Annotated in this window: 14 protein-coding genes and 1 pseudogene; 10 read left to right on the top strand and 5 right to left on the bottom strand. The window is 63.2% G+C overall.

Annotated features, from left to right (window positions below; genetic code table 11):
• Positions 1-3: 3 nt before the first annotated feature.
• The 10 genes and pseudogenes from NLM33_RS42615 to NLM33_RS42660 all read left to right on the top strand — a co-directional run bounded on the left by NLM33_RS42615 (position 4) and on the right by NLM33_RS42660 (position 10,749).
• On the top strand, positions 4-1,164 hold the full coding sequence (locus tag NLM33_RS42615) for an aminotransferase class V-fold PLP-dependent enzyme (protein ID WP_254104378.1): 1,161 nt from the start codon (positions 4-6) through the stop codon (positions 1,162-1,164).
• Between the two features lie 41 nt (positions 1,165-1,205).
• Positions 1,206-2,108 (top strand): amino acid ABC transporter substrate-binding protein, encoded by a 903-nt coding sequence (locus NLM33_RS42620; RefSeq protein WP_254104379.1) that lies wholly within the window; start codon positions 1,206-1,208, stop codon positions 2,106-2,108.
• 64 nt (positions 2,109-2,172) lie between these two features.
• On the top strand, positions 2,173-2,967 hold the full coding sequence (locus NLM33_RS42625) for an amino acid ABC transporter permease (RefSeq protein WP_254104380.1): 795 nt from the start codon (positions 2,173-2,175) through the stop codon (positions 2,965-2,967).
• Positions 2,964-3,659, top strand: coding sequence for an amino acid ABC transporter permease (locus NLM33_RS42630; protein WP_254104381.1), 696 nt, complete (start codon positions 2,964-2,966; stop codon positions 3,657-3,659). Before NLM33_RS42625 ends, NLM33_RS42630 begins: the two co-directional genes overlap by 4 nt.
• 34 nt (positions 3,660-3,693) lie before the next feature.
• Positions 3,694-4,464 (top strand): annotated as a pseudogene (locus NLM33_RS42635) (amino acid ABC transporter ATP-binding protein).
• Between the two features lie 389 nt (positions 4,465-4,853).
• Positions 4,854-5,705 (top strand): 3-hydroxybutyryl-CoA dehydrogenase, encoded by an 852-nt coding sequence (locus NLM33_RS42640; RefSeq protein WP_254104382.1) that lies wholly within the window; start codon positions 4,854-4,856, stop codon positions 5,703-5,705.
• A gap of 311 nt (positions 5,706-6,016) precedes the next feature.
• Complete coding sequence (ccoG, locus tag NLM33_RS42645) at positions 6,017-7,474, top strand: cytochrome c oxidase accessory protein CcoG (RefSeq protein WP_371930177.1); 1,458 nt, start codon at positions 6,017-6,019, stop codon at positions 7,472-7,474.
• A 121-nt stretch (positions 7,475-7,595) separates the two neighbouring features.
• A complete protein-coding gene (locus tag NLM33_RS42650; protein ID WP_371930178.1) occupies positions 7,596-7,991 on the top strand; it encodes a group III truncated hemoglobin in 396 nt (131 codons plus the stop codon).
• A gap of 267 nt (positions 7,992-8,258) precedes the next feature.
• The gene (locus tag NLM33_RS42655; RefSeq protein ID WP_254104384.1) at positions 8,259-8,906 is read left to right on the top strand and encodes a ubiquinol-cytochrome c reductase iron-sulfur subunit; all 648 of its coding nucleotides are present in this window, start codon (positions 8,259-8,261) and stop codon (positions 8,904-8,906) included.
• A gap of 115 nt (positions 8,907-9,021) precedes the next feature.
• The gene (locus NLM33_RS42660; protein ID WP_254104385.1) at positions 9,022-10,749 is read left to right on the top strand and encodes a methanol/ethanol family PQQ-dependent dehydrogenase; all 1,728 of its coding nucleotides are present in this window, start codon (positions 9,022-9,024) and stop codon (positions 10,747-10,749) included.
• A gap of 103 nt (positions 10,750-10,852) precedes the next feature.
• Here NLM33_RS42660 and NLM33_RS42665 read toward each other — a convergent pair whose 3' ends face one another.
• From NLM33_RS42665 to NLM33_RS42685, 5 genes are all read right to left on the bottom strand, one after another.
• Positions 10,853-13,168 carry a molybdopterin cofactor-binding domain-containing protein gene (locus NLM33_RS42665; protein ID WP_254104386.1) on the bottom strand — a complete coding sequence of 772 codons (2,316 nt, stop codon included), beginning with the start codon at positions 13,166-13,168 and terminating at the stop codon, positions 10,853-10,855.
• A gap of 2 nt (positions 13,169-13,170) precedes the next feature.
• Positions 13,171-13,623 carry a (2Fe-2S)-binding protein gene (locus NLM33_RS42670; RefSeq protein WP_254104387.1) on the bottom strand — a complete coding sequence of 151 codons (453 nt, stop codon included), beginning with the start codon at positions 13,621-13,623 and terminating at the stop codon, positions 13,171-13,173.
• Between the two features lie 645 nt (positions 13,624-14,268).
• Positions 14,269-14,832 carry an S-(hydroxymethyl)glutathione synthase gene (gene gfa, locus NLM33_RS42675; protein WP_254104388.1) on the bottom strand — a complete coding sequence of 188 codons (564 nt, stop codon included), beginning with the start codon at positions 14,830-14,832 and terminating at the stop codon, positions 14,269-14,271.
• Between the two features lie 33 nt (positions 14,833-14,865).
• Complete coding sequence (locus NLM33_RS42680) at positions 14,866-15,975, bottom strand: S-(hydroxymethyl)glutathione dehydrogenase/class III alcohol dehydrogenase (protein ID WP_254104389.1); 1,110 nt, start codon at positions 15,973-15,975, stop codon at positions 14,866-14,868.
• 63 nt (positions 15,976-16,038) lie between these two features.
• Complete coding sequence (locus tag NLM33_RS42685) at positions 16,039-16,530, bottom strand: c-type cytochrome, methanol metabolism-related (protein ID WP_254106150.1); 492 nt, start codon at positions 16,528-16,530, stop codon at positions 16,039-16,041.
• Positions 16,531-16,640: the final 110 nt, after the last annotated feature.

Here is a 16,640-nt window from a genome sequence, read left to right on the forward strand (position 1 = left end):
GAGATGTCAGGTCATTACGACGTCGATGCCGTGCGGAAGGAATTCCCGGCTGCCGAGCGGATGACCTATCTCGACTCTGGATTCCAGGCGCCGCTCGCGCGCCCCGTGAAGGCGGCGATCGACCTCTATCTCCGCGAAGGCCTCGAGACGGCCGGCCCGAAGAGCGTGTGGCTCGACCGCGTCGAGCAGACGCGGACCAAGGTCGCGCACTTCCTCGGCGTGTCCGCCGACGAGATCGCCTTCACCAAGAACACGTCGGAAAGCATGAACATTGCCGCGAACGCCCTGCAGCTGCGGGCGGGCGACAATGTCCTGATGGTTCACGGTGATCACCCGAACAATGCATACGCCTTTCTCAACCTGCAACGGAAGGGCGTCGAAGTGCGGTTCGTGCCGATGACCGATGTCGTCGATGCCGCGAGCTTTCATCCCCATATCGATGCGAACACCCGCGCGATCTCGATGTCGCATGTGACCTTTCACGCCGGCCACCGCTTCGATATCGAGAGTGTCGGTGCCTTGTGCGCGGAGAAGGGCCTCCATTTCATCGTCGACGTGATGCAGGCGATTGGCGTGGTGCCGATCGATGCAAAAGCCATTCGCGCGAGCTTCATCGGGTCGGGCAGTCACAAGGGCCTGCTCGTTCCCCAGGGGCTCGGGCTTCTTTATTGGGACAGCGCCAATGCGGAGCTCGAGCCCGCTTATCTCGCTGCCGCAAGCCTTGCGGAGATCCCGGCCGATCTCATTGCCCGCCCGGACAAGCTCACGCCGGCTCCGAGCGCCCGCCGCTTCGAGCTCGGCAATTTCAATCTTCCGGCGATCCATGCGCTTGGCGCCTCGCTCGACCTGATCGCGCAGATCGGCGTCGAGAACATCCAGAGCCACTGCTTCGATCTCGGCGATCATCTCATCGCCGAGCTCGATGCGCTCGATATCCGGCTCGTCGGTCCGCGCGACCGGAAGCACCGTGCGCCGCACATCTACGTCATCGCGCTGCCTGCGGCCGAATGGCTCGGCTACTTCGAAGAAAATGGCGTGCGCGTGTCGCCGGAACGGGACGGCATTCGCGTGTCGTTCGGCATGTTCAACAAATCAGCGGATGTCGATCGCCTGATCGAGCTCATCCGCCGGCGCGGTGTGAAGACATCATCCAAGGCTGCCTAGAAGGCCGCCAAGGCCAGAGATATGAGAGGAGGGTGCAGGACATGAGGAATTTTGCACGGATGCTGGGGGCCCTGTCGGGCCTTGTGGCTGTCACCGCGATGGTCGAGCCGTCGGCCGCCGCCGATAGTCCGACGTTGACCAAGATCAAGTCCAGCGGCGCGATCACGATCGGCTACCGCGAGGCGTCGATCCCGTTCTCCTACCTCGGCCCCGATCAAAAGCCGATCGGCTTCTCGCTCGATCTCTGCGCCGCCATCGTCGAGCGCATCAAGACGGAGCTCAACCTGCCCAATCTCACCGTCAACTACACGCCGGTGAACTCGTCCAACCGGATTCCGCTGATTCAGAGCGGCACCGTCGATATCGAATGCGGCGGAACGGCCAACGACAAGAAGCGGCAGGAGCAGGTGTCGTTTTCGGTGACGACCTTCGTCAGCCAGCCGCGCTGGCTGGTCAAGGCCGACAGCGGCCTGAAGACCGCCGGCGATCTCAAGGGCAAGACCATCGTCGTCACGCAGGGCTCCAACGCGATCGGCTTCGCGCAAGGCGTGAACGCCAAGGAGCAGCTCGGCCTCAACATCGTCCAGGCGAAGGATCACGCCGAGTCGTTCCTGATGCTGAATACGGGGCGCGCCGCGGCCTTCATGGAAGACGACATCCTTCTCGCAGGCCTCAAGGCTGCAGCACCGAAGCCGGACGCGCTGATCTTCCTTCCCGAAGGTTATGCGAGGGTCTATTACGGGCTGATGTTCACGAAAGGCGATGCCGGCTTCAAGGCGCTCGTCGATGACGTTCTGTCCAAACAGATGGCCTCGGGCCAGTTCGAGAAGACCTACACGAAATGGTTCACCAGGCCGATCCCGCCCAAGGGTGAGAATCTCGCATTTCCGCTCACCGATACGCTGATGGAGCGGATCGCGCAGCCCAGCGACGCGGTCGACTGACCGGAAACGCCGCGGGACCCGATCAAGGTCGCCTTCGCTCGCACCGATAACTCTGAGGTTTGCGATGTTCGGAGTGCTTTTTGAACAGGCGGCGGACGGCCAGCGCTATATCGACTGGCTTCTCGCGGGCCTCGGCTGGACGCTCGCGCTGGCTTTCTGTGGCTGGTGGATCGCCTTCGCCGTCGGCGTCATCGTCGGGATCGGCCGTACCGTGCCGAACCGGCTCGTGGCGGGGCTCGCACGGCTGTATGTCGAGATATTCCGGAACATCCCGGTGCTGGTGCAGATGTTTCTCTGGTACTTCGTGTTGCCGGAGATACTCCCGAGCCGCCTCGGTGACGCCATCAAGCAGATCCCGCCACCTTGGGGATCGTTCTTCCCGGCGCTGGTGTGCCTCGGTCTCTACACCGCGGCGCGCATTGCCGAGCAGGTGCGCGCGGGCATCGAGGCCTTGCCGAAGGGCCAGGCCGAGGCAGCCAATGCGCTGGGCCTCACTCCCTATCTGACCTATCGCCACGTCATCGTCCCGCAGGCGCTGCGGCTGATCGTGCCGAGCCTGACCAGCGAGGTCATGGGCATCTACAAGAACACCTCGGTGGCGCTCACGATCGGCCTGATGGAGCTGACTGCGCAGGCGCGGCAGATCAGTGAAGCGACCTTCCAGACCTTCACCGCCTTCGGTGCGGCGACGCTGATCTATCTCGTGCTAGCGCTCATCGCCTATCAATCGATGATGCTCATCGACAAGGCCGTGCGCATCCCGGGCTCCACGCCGGCGAAGGATGCGATCGAACCGGCCCTGGCGGACGACGTGCAGCCGGGCACCGCCTTGCCCCACGGAATGGAGGTCGTGAAATGAACAGCCTCGATTTCTCGATCCTCCTTCAGGCCTGGCCTTATCTCTGGTCGGGACTGCTATTCTCCCTCGCGCTGACCGCCGCTGCCTTCGTCATCGGCATGATGCTGGGGACCTGCTTCGCCCTCGTGCAGCATTTCGAGGTTCCCGTCGTCAGCCAGATCGTGCGCAGCTATATCGCATTGGTCCGCTCGATCCCGTTGATCCTCGTGCTGTTCTGGTTCTTCTTCCTGGTGCCGATCGTGCTTGGGCACCTCTCAGGCAACGGCCGTCCGATCCCGATCGGCGCCACCTGGACTGCCTTCATCACCTTCGGCCTGTTCGAGGCGGCCTATTATTCCGAGATCATCCGCGTCGGATTGCGCGCGGTGAACCGGGGGCAGTTCGAAGCCTGCCAGGCGCTCGCGCTGTCCACCTTCGATACCTATCGATGCGTGATCCTGCCGCAGGTGATCCGGGTCGCGAGCCCGATCATCCTGAGCCAGACCATCATCCTGTTCCAGGACACTTCGCTCGTTTACGTGCTCTCGCTGACCGATCTCCTTGGCGCGGCGTCGAAGCTCGCGCAGCTCAACGGCCGGCTCGTCGAGATGTATCTCGTGGTGGCAGTGGTCTATCTCGCCATCAGTTCGGCAGCGTCGCAGTGTGTCGCATCGCTCCGGCGGCGATATGCGCTCGGCGGGGCGCTCCGCTAGCAAACCTGCTCGGAAACCAGAGAGGGAGACCAAAATGCGACAGGAAGGCGTAGTGAGCCTGGGCGATCATTCTCCCGCGATCGTCGTCGTGGAGAATCTGATGTAGCGGTTCGGGCGCTTTACGGCCCTGAATGATGTCAACCTGACCGTCGCGAAGGGCGAGAAGATCGTTCTGTGCGGCCCGTCCGGTTCGGGCAAGTCGACCCTGATCCGCTGTATCAACCACATCGAGAGGCACGACGGCGGCCGGATCGTGGTCGACGGCGTGGAGCTGATGGACCGCATGGCCGACATCAACAGCGTTCGCTGCGAGGTCGGCATGGTGTTCCAGAGTTTTAACCTGTTCCCACACCTCTCGGTCGTCGAGAACTGCATGTTGGCACCGATGAAGGTTCGAGGGCTCTCGCGTCCTGAAGCGCACGAGCGTGCGATGGGTCTGCTCAGGAAGGTCCGCATTCACGGTCAGGCGGACAAATATCCCGCGCAGCTCTCGGGTGGCCAGCAGCAGCGCGTTGCCATCGCGCGCGCGCTGTGCATGCAGCCGAAGATCATGCTGTTCGACGAGCCGACCTCCGCGCTCGATCCGGAGATGGTCAAGGAGGTGCTGGACACCATGGTCCAGCTCGCAGGCGAAGGCATGACCATGGTGTGCGTGACCCATGAAATGGGCTTTGCCCGCGAGGTCGCCGACCGCGTCGTGTTCATGGACCAGGGCAGCATCGTCGAGGAGGGGGAGCCGGCGAGTTTCTTCCGCTCGCCGCGCACGGAACGTGCGAAGGGTTTTCTCAACCAGATCATCCACTAGGCAAGAGCAGGAATTCGCTCAAGGGCCCGCATTGTCCACGAGGCATCATCGCGTGCCCGATTGAGCCGACGTATTCGGCCCTACTTCATGCTAGTCCCAATGAACTAAGCGCAGAGCTGGCGGCTCAACGTCTCGTTGCGGGAAAACGTCGCCTTTTGCGCACCCGCACTTCCGGGGGGACAAGGCGCATAGCTTGGCCAAACAGGCCGCGAGAGCGTCAAATTGCGCCTTACGCAACGCAAGAGGCGGCTTTATTCCCGCCATGGATGCTTTAAGGAAGGGCCTATCAGGATCAGGTCGCCGCCCGGGGGCCGGCGGTGCAAGACCCTGGTTGAGACAATAGGGGCGGGCCCGTGGCGTGCCCGCAGAGATGAGAAGGATTTTTAGCAATGATCCAAATCGTTGGTATCATCGGGGCCGGCACCATGGGGAACGGCATCGCCCAGATTTGTGCCGCGGCCGGACTTTCGGTCGTGATGGTCGATATCTCCGACGCGGCGGTGGGTCGCGGGATTGCGACCGTCGGCGGCAGCCTGGAGCGCCTGGTCAAGAAGGAGAAAATGTCGGCGGCCGATCGTGAGGCGACGCTCAAGCGCATCACCGGTACGACCGACCGCGCCAAGCTCGCCGACTGCGACCTCGTCATCGAGGCCGCGACCGAGAACGAGGAGCTCAAGGTCAAGATCCTCAAAGACCTCTGCGCGACGCTATCGCCGCGCACGCTGATCGCCACCAACACCTCGTCGATCTCGATCACCAAGCTCGCCGCCGCGACCGATCGCCCCGATCGCTTCATCGGCATGCATTTCTTCAACCCCGTGCCGGTGATGCAACTGCTGGAGTTGATCCGCGGTTTGCAAACCTCCGACGACACCCACGCCAAGGCGCTCGATTTTGCCCAGCGCGTCGGCAAGGTCGCGATCACCGCCAAGAACAGCCCGGGCTTCGCAGTCAACCGCATCCTGTGCCCGATGATCAACGAGGCGATCTTCGCGCTTCAGGAGGGGATCGCGACGGCCGAGGAAATCGACGCCGGCATGAAGCTCGGCTGCAACCATCCGATCGGGCCGCTGGCGCTCGCCGATCTCGTCGGGCTCGACACCATGCTGTCGGTGATGGAGGTCTTCTACAAAGGTTTCAACGACCCGAAATACCGTCCGGCGCCCCTGCTCAAGGAAATGGTCGATGCCGGCCATCTCGGCCGCAAGACCGGCCAGGGCTTTTACACCTACGGCGCCTGACGGCTCTGACAGTCCGAGGTCATATCGGGGGCGGCGCCTGACGGGTGTCGCCCCCGTTGTTTTGCGGTCGAGCATCGGTTCCCGCCGGTTACGAACATTTAATTCATCCGCGAGTTTGCGCCGCGTCAAATAGGACGACGTCGCCTGCCTGTAGTGGTCATGCGAAGCCTTCGCAAAAGCAGGTCACTCGGACCGAGAACGGCTCGCGCCGGGGCAGACGCTTTTTGAATCCGTCGATCATCGCGCTGGAGGTGAACAACGCGCTCGGCGCTGCCGAGGTAGGTGAAACCGGTAGTCCGAGAATCCGCGCGATGACCGTCATCGAAATCGACCATTCCCGCACCCGCGCCAAGGGGGCCGTGACTGGTGCAAACAAGCCGGCCAAGGCCCGCCTCAGGCGGGCCGGGCCGATCGTGCCGCAAGCCGTCTCAGGGCGCATGCGGCGGATCAAGTGGGCCATTCTCGTCCTGACGCTGTCGATCTATTACGTCACGCCATTCCTGCGCTGGGACCGCGGGCCGAATGCGCCTGATCAGGCGGTTCTACTCGATTTCGAGCACGGCCGGCTCTACGCATTCTTCATCGAGATCTGGCCCCAGGATCTTTATCTCGTCACCGGGCTGCTCATCCTCGCCTCGGTCATCCTGATCCTGGCGAACGCGCTCGCAGGGCGGGTGTGGTGCGGCTTTGCATGCCCGCAAACGGTTTGGACCGACCTGTTCCTTCTGGTCGAACGCCTCATTGAAGGCGACCGGCGGGAGCGGCTGAAGAATATGAATGCTCCGCTGACCGCCGCACGGGCGCTCCGGATCGGCGTCAAGCACAGCGCCTGGCTGCTGATCTCGCTGATGACGGGCGGCACGCTGATCTTCTATTTCACGGATGCACCCGGCCTCGTTCGCGCGTTTGCAGGCGGCGACGTCTCCGCGACGGCTTTGACCTGGATCGCCGTCTTCACCGGGACGACCTATGGCCTTGCGGGATTCGCGCGCGAGCAGGTCTGCACCTTCATGTGTCCCTGGCCGCGGCTCCAGGGCGCGATCTGGGATCCGGAAGCCTTCACGGTCAACTATCGCGACTATCGGGGCGAGCAGCGCATGTCGGCCAAGAAGGCCACGGAACTTCGCGCGCGCGGCGGGGCTGCCGGCGATTGCGTCGATTGCGGCCTGTGCGTCAACGTCTGTCCGATCGGGATCGACATCCGCGAGGGACCGAATTTCGCCTGCATCAATTGCGGGCTCTGCGTCGACGCCTGCGACAGCGTGATGACCAGGCTCGATCGCCCCCGCGGCCTGATCGATTATGAAAGCTGGCGCAATATCGAGCGCGGCCATCGCGGCGAGGCACGCGTCTCACGGCTGGTGCGCCCGAAAACCATAGCGCTCGCGGTCGTTAGCGTCGGATTGGCAGCCGGCCTGGTCGGATTGTTGGCAACCAAGGCCACGGGCGCCATAGCGGTGTTGCACGATCGCGATCCCCTGGCTGTGACCCTGTCCGACGGCTCGGTCAGAAATGCCTACACCGTCAAGCTTCTCAACAAGGCAAACGTCGCCCACCACTACACTTTGGCGATAAAAGGCATAGATGCCAGCCTGAGCATCGTCGGTCACGACGATGGAACTCCCATCACCGTCGAGCCGGACGGTTCGGAATCGCTGCGGGTCACCCTGACCACGGCGAATCCGAAAGATGCCGATGTGGTTTTCACCGCGAGCGACGAGACCGGAGGGTCGGTGCTGTCGACCGCCGACAAGTTCGTGGCCCGCTGAGAGCTTGGGATAAGAGGACCTGGAACAACGCGAAATGGATACCGAGAACGAGATGCCTGACCGGATGACGATCGATCGCAAAGCCGCGGCGGAGCGGCGCAGCCTGCTGGCCCAGGACGTCATGGAGCGAACCGGGATCAACGAGGCGATGATCGAGGAACTCGTCACGAGGTTCTATGGCCGTGTGCGCGAGGACGCGTTGCTCGGCCCGTTGTTCGCGGTCGTGAAGAACTGGGACGAGCATCTATCCAAGCTGCGCGATTTCTGGTCGTCGGTGGTGCTGACGACCGGGCGCTATCACGGCCAGCCGATGCGGGCGCATCTGCCGCTCAGCCTGATCGGCGATCATTTCGATCGCTGGCTCGATCTGTTCGAGCAGACCGCGCGCGAGGTCTGCCCGCCCGCCGCAGCGGCCCTGTTCATCGACAGGGCGCGGCGCATTGCCGACAGCTTTGAAATGGCGGCAGCGACGCAAACCGGACGCATGTTCACACCGCGTCACATGCTGCGCTCTTGAATACGATATGCCTGCCTGACAAACGTGCAGACATCTTGAATTGAATCTGCAACGCGTCACGCGATGGCGCGTTGCACCAATTCCGACATGTTCAGTCTGATCTGCAAAATGATCATGACCGATCGTGCATCTTGACGTTGCAATTGCAAAAAACGCTTGTGAATGCGTATTTTCGTATTCAATCAAAGCGAGTATCATGAGAATGATGCACTGCGGCGCAAATTGTTCGCCTTCTTTTTGGCAGAGTCCCAGTGCCTGCTGGCGTGCATGACGCATTCAACGCACAGCACGTCATCTCCATCCTCCGACAACACTGCGCAACCTGAAGTCTGCGCGGCGCACACGCGACGAACGCTTTTGATCGGTGCACTCGCCACCACGGCTTGCCTTGCAGGTTCAGGACGCGCGGCCGCTGGCGAAGATCCGCCGGGCGCCGACGAGCGGCCGCAGAAGGGCGATGTGCTGGTGTTCTCCGAGGGCGATCAGGAAGGCAAGCTCGTCACGCTCGCCGACCTGCCGCTTGGCGGCCCGCCGGTCCACGCCTGGCCGAAAGATCCCAAGACATCGGTGGTGCGCAGCGCTTCGCGCCTCAACGAGATCCTGATCATCCGGCTCGATCCCGCCGAACTCGACGATCAGACGCGCGCGCGTGCGCAGGACGGCATCGTCGCCTATTCGGCGATCTGCGCCCATGCGGGCTGTCCCGTCACCGCCTGGGTCAAGAGCGATGTCGGCGACAAGGAGGTGTTCAAGTGCATGTGCCACAACTCCGAATACGACCCGCGACAGGGCGCGCAGGTCGTGTTCGGGCCGGCGCCGCGACGGCTTGCAGCGTTGCCGCTGGCACTCACCGACGGCTCGCTCACGGTGGCCGGCAATTTCATCGGAAAGGTAGGTGGCCAGCAGCCAGGGTGATCAGCCGCGGGTCGCACCCGCGCGCCCAGAAGAGGTCGCGCTCGCAGGCGTGCGGGCGAGGAGACCAACAAACTTCAAGAATTCAGGCAGCAAGAATTCAAAAGGGGAAACGTCCATGACCAGGAAGCAATGGTTGTTGTCCGGCTTCGTCGCCTTCACCTGCATCGCCTCGACCTCCGCGGGCGCCGGTCCGATCGAGAGTTACACGCCAGTCACATCGCAGCGTCTTGAAGATCCGGAACCCGGCAATTGGATGCTGTATCGCCGCACTTATGACGGGCAGGGCTTCAGCCCGCTCGACCAGATCAACACCACCAACGTCAAGGATCTCACACCGGTCTGGTCCTTCGCCACCGGCGTGATCGAAGGCCATGAGGCGCCGCCGATCGTCAACAACGGCGTGATGTTCGTGGCAACGCCGATGGGGCAGGTGATCGCGCTGAACGCCAAGACCGGCGACGAATATTGGCGCTACAAGCGGCAGCTCCCTGATGATCTGTTCCAGCTCCATCCGACCAGCCGCGGTGTCGGCCTTTGGGACGACAAGCTTTATCTTGCCACCACCGACGACCACGTCGTCGCGCTCGACGCCAAGACCGGCAAGGTGGTCTGGGATACGAAGGTGCAGGACTACAAAAAGGGTCAGTACATGACCCTGATGCCGCTCGTCGTCGACGGCAAGGTCATCGTCGGCGGCTCCGGCGGCGAACTCGGCGTGCGCGGTTACGTCGCCGCCTTCGATGCCAAGGATGGCAAGGAATTATGGCGCACCTTCACCATTCCAGGCGAGGGTGAGCCCGGTCACGACACCTGGCAGGGCGATGACTGGAAGACCGGCGGTGGCTCGGCCTGGATGACCGGCACCTACGACAAGGACTTGAAGACGATCTACTGGGGCGTCGGCAACGCTGCGCCGTGGCCCGGAGACAGCCATCCCGGCGACAATCTCTACACCTCGTCAGTGATCGCGCTCGATCCCGCCAACGGCAAGATCAAGACCTATCACCAGTACCACCAGAACGATTCCTGGGATTGGGACGAGGTCGACGCGCCGATGCTGGTCGATCTGCAACGCGGCGGCCGCAGCATCAAGAGCCTGATTCATCCGGGGCGCGATGCGATCTTCTGGGTGCTCGAGCGCACCCCCACCAAGATCAACTACGTCGCCGGCTGGCCGTTCGTCTCCACCGACGTCTGGAAGGGCATCGATGCCGAGAGCGGCCGGCCGATCGTCGATCCCGCGCATAAGCCTGTGATCGGCAAGCGCGTCGAGTTCTGCCCGTCGCTGTGGGGCGGCAAGGACTGGCCCTCGGCGGCCTACAGCCAGAAGACCGGCCTCGTCTATGTTCCCGCCAACGAGAACTTCTGCGGCGGCTTCACCGGCGAGAAGGTGGCGCTCAAGCCTGGCGAGCTCTGGCTCGGCACCAAGCCGGAAGATATCGGCCTGAAGGCGAAGCCCGGTGCGGATCATTTCGGCGAGCTCCAGGCCTGGGATCCCGCGACCGGCAAGAAGGTGTGGCAGCACGACTTCCCGAAGTCGCAGCTGTTCGGCTCGGTGACGGTGACCGCAGGCGATCTCGTCTTCGCCGGCGGCACCAACGACCGCAACTTCCGCGCCTTCAATGCCAAGACCGGCGAGCTGCTGTGGCAGCAGAAGACCAACTCCGGCATCATGGGCATGCCGATCTCCTACGAGATCGACGGCACGCAATATGTCGCGATCCAGTCGGGCTGGGGCGTCGACGCGCAACGCATCCAGGATGCGCTTGCGACCAATAACATCGGCATCGAGGCCAATGTGCCGCAAGGCGGCGTGGTCTGGGTCTTCGCGCTGAAGAAGTAGCTCGCTGAAGAAATTCCTGAAGGCGGGTCGAAGGAAGCGGCGCGGCCAGGGGGGAACAGCAAATGCGGCGGACGGAAACGTCCGCCGCATTCTGCTTTGCGCTTCACGATTCCAACTGCTTGCCGATCGGAAGTGAGCGGATGCGCTTGCCGGTCGCGGCGAAGATCGCGTTGATCAGCGCCGGCGCGAATGGCGGCACGCCAGGCTCGCCGACGCCGCTCGGCGGCGTGTCAGGCCCGGGCGGCACGATATGGACGTTGGTCAGCAGCGGAGATTCGTCCATCCGGATCACCGGGAAGTCGTCATAGTTCCTCTGCTGGACCTTGCCGTCCCTGAAGGTGATCTCGCCATATTTGGCGAGGCTCAGGCCCATGATTGCAGCGCCCTCGATCTGCGACTGGATGCGCTCGGGATTGACGAAGGTTCCGCAGTCGATGGCGGTATCGACCCGCGGGATCGTGAGTTTCCCCTTGTCGTCGACGGCCACTTCCACGATCGTCGCGATGTAGCTGACGAAGCTGCGGTGCGCGGCGATGCCGAGACCGTGGCCCTTCGGCACCTGGCGGCCCCATTCGCCCTTCTCGGCCACAAGCTCGACCACCTTGCGCAGGCGCGCAGTGTCGATCGGGTAGCTGTCATAGGGCTCGCCATAGTTCCAGAGGTCCTTCACCGAAGCGAGCTTGACGATGCGGGGCGAGCCGATCAGCTCGAGCAGCATGTCCTTCTGGTCGCGGCCGGTGGCTTGCGCGATCTCGCCGACCATCGACTGCACGGCGAAGGCGCGCGGGATGTTGGAGACCGAGCGGAACCAGCCGATCCGGGTATGGGCGGCCGCTTCCGGATTCTCGCAGGAGATGTTGGCGATCTCGAAGGGCATGTCGACGAGGCCCATGCCGAGCTCGAACGAGGCCTGATGCACGGTTCCCGCCGCAAAGGTCGAGACGATGCTGGGGGCGACGCTGCGGTGGCGCCAGGCGATCACCTTGCCGCTCTTGTCGAGACCCGCTTCGATGCGCTCGACCGAGACGGTGTGCAGGAAGCCGTTGTGGATGTCGTCCTCGCGCGTCCACTGCACCTTCACGGGCGCGCCGAGCTCCTTGGAGAGCAGGGCGGCCTCGAGCGCGTAGTCGCATTTCGACTTGCGGCCAAAACCGCCGCCGAGCAGCGTGACGTTCACGGTGACGTTCTGCTCGGGGATGCCGAGCGTCTTGGCGACGTCTTCGCGGGTGCCGCCCGGGCTTTGCACCGGCGCCCAGATCTCCGCCTTGTCGCCCTTGACGTCGGCAACCGCCACCGGCGGCTCCATGCTGACATGGGCGAGGTGAGGGATGTAGTACTCGCCGACGATCACCTTGTCGGCGCTTTTGAGCGCGGCATCCGCATCGCCCTCCTTGCGCACGACGAGCCCCGGCTTGCGCGCGGCCTCCTCGAGCTCCTTGCGGTAGGCAACCGACTCGTACTTGCCGTTCGGACCGTCGTCCCAGACGATCTTCAGCGCATCGCGGCCCTTGATCGCCGCACCCGTATTGCGGGCGATCACGGCCACGCCGCCGAGCGGCTGGAATTTCGAGGGCCACGGCCAGCCGCGCACCTGCATCACCTTCTCGACGCCCGAGACCTTCATCGCATCGGCTGGGTCGAACGAGACCAGCTTGCCGCCGGTCACCGGCGGGCGCGCGATGACGGCGTATTTCATGCCGGGCAGCCGCACGTCGGCGCCGTAGCCAGCCTTCCCCGTGGTGATGTCGTGCAGGTCGACGATGCTGATCTGGCCCTTGGTGAGATAACGGAAATCCTTGGGGTCCTTCAGCTTGAGGCTGCCAACGCTCGGCACGGATTCCTTGCCTGCGTCGGCTGCGAGCTCGCCAAAGCCGAGCTTGCGTCCGCTCGCGCTGTGAACGACCTCGTGATTGACCGCCTTCACTTCGGTCGCCGGCACGCCCCAACGCTTGGCGGCGGCCTGCTCCAGCATGATGCGCGCCGAGGCGCCGATCTGGCGCATCGGGATCAGATAGTGCCGCGTGCTGCGGGAGCCGTCGGTGTCCTGGTTGCCGAACTTGACCTCGTCGCCGTGGGCCTGCTGGACCTTGACCCTCGACCAGTCGGCCTCCATCTCCTCGGCCACGATCAGCGGCAGGCTGGTGCGCACGCCGGTGCCCATCTCGGAGCGGTGCGCGACGATGGTGACGATGCCGTCGGATGCGACCGCGACGAACACGCGCGGGTCGACCACGACACCGTGTGGCATCTTCCCGGCGCCGGTCTCGTAGGCGAATGCCTGGCGCGACATCACGGGCGCGGCGAGCACGAAGCCGCCGGTGACGCCCAGTCCCTTCAGGATGCTGCGGCGGGAAACTTTCGCGATCCTGACATGCTTCTCGAAGCCACGAAGCTTCCTTGGGTTGTCGATGAAATTCATGATCACACCCCCGTCGATGCGAGATGGACGGCGTTCTCGATGCGCTGGTAGCAGCCGCAGCGGCAGATGTTGCCCGCCATCGCCTCGCGGATCTGGTCATGTGACGGTTTTGGATTGTCCATCAGCAGCGCCGCCGCCTGCATGATCTGGCCGGCCTGGCAGAAGCCGCATTGGGGAACGTTGACCTGGCGCCACGCCTTCTGCACGGGATGATCGCCGTTCGGATGCAGGCCTTCGATGGTCGTGACCTCGCGGCCCGCAACGTCATTGACCGAAGTGATGCAGGCGCGCACGGCTTCCTTGTCGACGATGACGGTGCAGGCGCCGCACAGCGCCTGGCCGCAGCCGAATTTGGTGCCGGTCAGCCCGACCTCGTCGCGGAGAAACCAGAGCAGCGGAAGATCCGGGTCGCCATCCCAGCTTTGTTCCTGGCCGTTGATTTTTGTCTTGATCATGATCGTTTCTCGCTCTTCTTAAGCCAATGATCCGATGGGCGTGATTGATTGCTGTGGCCGGCGCCCGCATCCCCTGTTTCCGCAAGCCCAGGCAACTCCCGGGACGGAGGGAATGACGACGGGCGATGTCTGGAATGTGCGCGATACCTCCCGGTTGATTCTTATTTGATGAATTTGGCGCGGCATCGTGACGAGCATGATGCTAGCAGAAACCGGACACCGCGGGCATCACAGCCGCTTGTGCTCGCCACCAGATTGTATCCGCGATTTGTCAAAAGCTGGGCGCGACCCGTCGCTCGCCCGTTGCGCGGCGCAGCAGAGCATCGTTGCAACTGACATAAAAAAGCTTCGTCCGGCGGGACTGCGCGGACGAAGCAGGAGACCTCAGTCGAGGGAGGGAGAACGCAGCGGCGCAGGCTTTGTGGGCTGGCGACGCTGCGGAGTGTACAAATCTCGATGCTGAGGGAACCCGTCGCCTCATGATCGAATGAGGCGGCAATGCCCACCATCCGGTTCGCGCCCAATCCTCAAGGTACAACCGGCTCGCTGGCGGTGCTTCAGACCAGCGAGCCGAGAGGAGCGGCAAGGATGAACGCGTTGCCTCAGGCAGCCGTCAAGCGGCCTTGTACCTAGGCAGCCTCGGCCTTACGCAGCCTTGGCCTTCGCGACATGTGTCGCGATCGCGTCCATCAGTGCCGGCGACAGACAGTCATAGGGCTCGAGCCCGATTTCCTTCAGCCGCGAACGGATGCCGGCCATCTGCTCCGGCTTCACGCCCGATTCGATCACCGAGGAGACGAAGGCGGCAAATTGCGGTGCCTGCGAGCCCTGCTCCTGGAACAGCTCGGGATGGATGAAGTCGAGGCCGTAGAACGGGTGGCCCTTGTTCTCGATGCGGCCGTACATGTGCGTGCCGCAGGCCTTGCAGGCGTAGCGCTGGATCACCGCCGAGGGGTCGACGATCTGCAGCTTGTCGCCGTTCTCGAGCACGGAGACGTTCTGGCGCGGCACCACGGCGACGACGGAGAACGTCGCGCCCTGCGGCTTCCAGCACTTGGTGCAGCCGCAGGCGTGGTTGTGCGCCACGTCGCCCTTGATACCGACCTTGACCGCGTGGTCCTTGCATTTGCAGGCCAGCGTGCCGCCGGCAAAGCTGCCGCTGCCGTGTTTGAGGCCATTGTCGATCGAGGGATGGAGAGCAACAGTCATGGGACGATCCTCCTAGTGGGTGATGGTTCTGGTTTAGTAGACGACGACCGAGCGGATCGATTTGCCCTCGTGCATCAGGTCGAAGCCCTTGTTGATGTCTTCGAGCTTCAGCACGTGGGTGATCATGGGATCGATCTGGATCTTTCCGTTCATGTACCAGTCGACGATCTTGGGCACGTCGGTGCGGCCGCGCGCGCCGCCGAACGCGGTGCCTCTCCAGTTGCGCCCGGTGACGAGCTGGAACGGACGTGTGGCGATCTCCTTGCCGGCTTCCGCAACACCGATGATGATCGAGGTTCCCCAGCCACGATGACAGCATTCCAGGGCCTGGCGCATCACCGTGGTGTTGCCGGTACAGTCGAAGGTGTAGTCGGCGCCGCCATCGGTCAGCGTCACCAGATGCTGGACGATGTCGCCGGTCACCTTCTTGGGGTTGACGAAGTGCGTCATGCCGAACCTGCGGCCCCAATCCTCCTTGGAGTCGTTGATGTCGACGCCGATGATCTTGTCGGCGCCGGCCATCTTGGCGCCCTGGATGACGTTGAGACCGATGCCGCCGAGACCGAACACCACGACGTTGGAGCCCGGCGTGACCTTGGCGGTGTTGACGACGGCGCCGACGCCGGTCGTGACACCGCAGCCGATGTAGCAGCTCTTGTCGAAGGGGGCATCCTCGCGGATCTTGGCGACCGCGATCTCCGGCAGCACCGTGAAGTTCGAGAAGGTCGAGCAGCCCATGTAGTGATAGATCGGCTTACCCTTGTAGGAGAAGCGGCTGGTGCCGTCCGGCATCACGCCCTTGCCTTGCGTCGCGCGGATCGCGGTACAGAGGTTGGTCTTCCCGCTCAGGCAGCTTTTGCACTGCCGGCATTCAGGCGTGTAGAGCGGGATGACGTGATCGCCAGGCTTCACCGAGGTCACGCCTGCGCCGATCTCGCGGATGATGCCGGCGCCCTCGTGGCCGAGGATGGAGGGGAAGATTCCTTCGCTGTCGAAACCGTCGAGCGTGTAGGCGTCGGTGTGGCAGATTCCGGTTGCCTTGATCTCGACCAGAACTTCGCCGGCCTTCGGTCCTTCCAGATCGACCTCGACGATTTCAAGCGGTTTTTTCGCTTCGAAAGCGACCGCGGCACGTGTCTTCATCGTAAGCTCCTCAAATTCTCTCCCGGAGACGCCAAGAAGTGATCTCGGTCGAGCTCCAAACGTTCATTTCCTGCCCATACAGGAGTCTTCGGCCTTGGTGTAGGCCTCCATCTTGTCCTCATGCTTGCCCGGTCGCGCGCGGCCCCAGGCTTCGTTGGAACGGGCGCGCAGATAGACATAGAGATCGTCCATGTAGCAGGCCACGTTCGGATTATCGCCGAAGGCCGGCATCACGTTCTCCTGCGCCGTCGAGATGTTTTTGCGGCCGGAGGCAACGACGCCGAGGAAGTCGGCGTAATTCATCGTCTTCAGCGAGTCCTTCAATGCCGGCGCGTAGGTGGATCCCATTCCGTCGGGGCCATGACAGACGTGGCAGTCCGAGTGATAGCGCCGGTAGCCGGAATAGGTGTACCAGTCCACGTTGCCGTCGGCCGAAATCTTGTAGGTCGGGTTTCCTTCCTTATCGAGCCACTCACCATTTTCATTTTGCTTGACGGCAGTCGGATCGTCCGAGCCGTCTGCGAACGCAATTCCACCGGACGCGACGAAGATCATCGCAGCTATGACAGAGCAGATTCTACGCAAGAGAGTTTTCCTCGACAGCGCGCGTGGAGACGAGCCGGCGCGTGGAGTTGATCCACGCGCCGGGACGATACGAGGTTGAG

Source organism: Bradyrhizobium sp. CCGUVB1N3, assembly GCF_024199925.1.
In the GTDB taxonomy this organism is placed as follows: domain Bacteria; phylum Pseudomonadota; class Alphaproteobacteria; order Rhizobiales; family Xanthobacteraceae; genus Bradyrhizobium.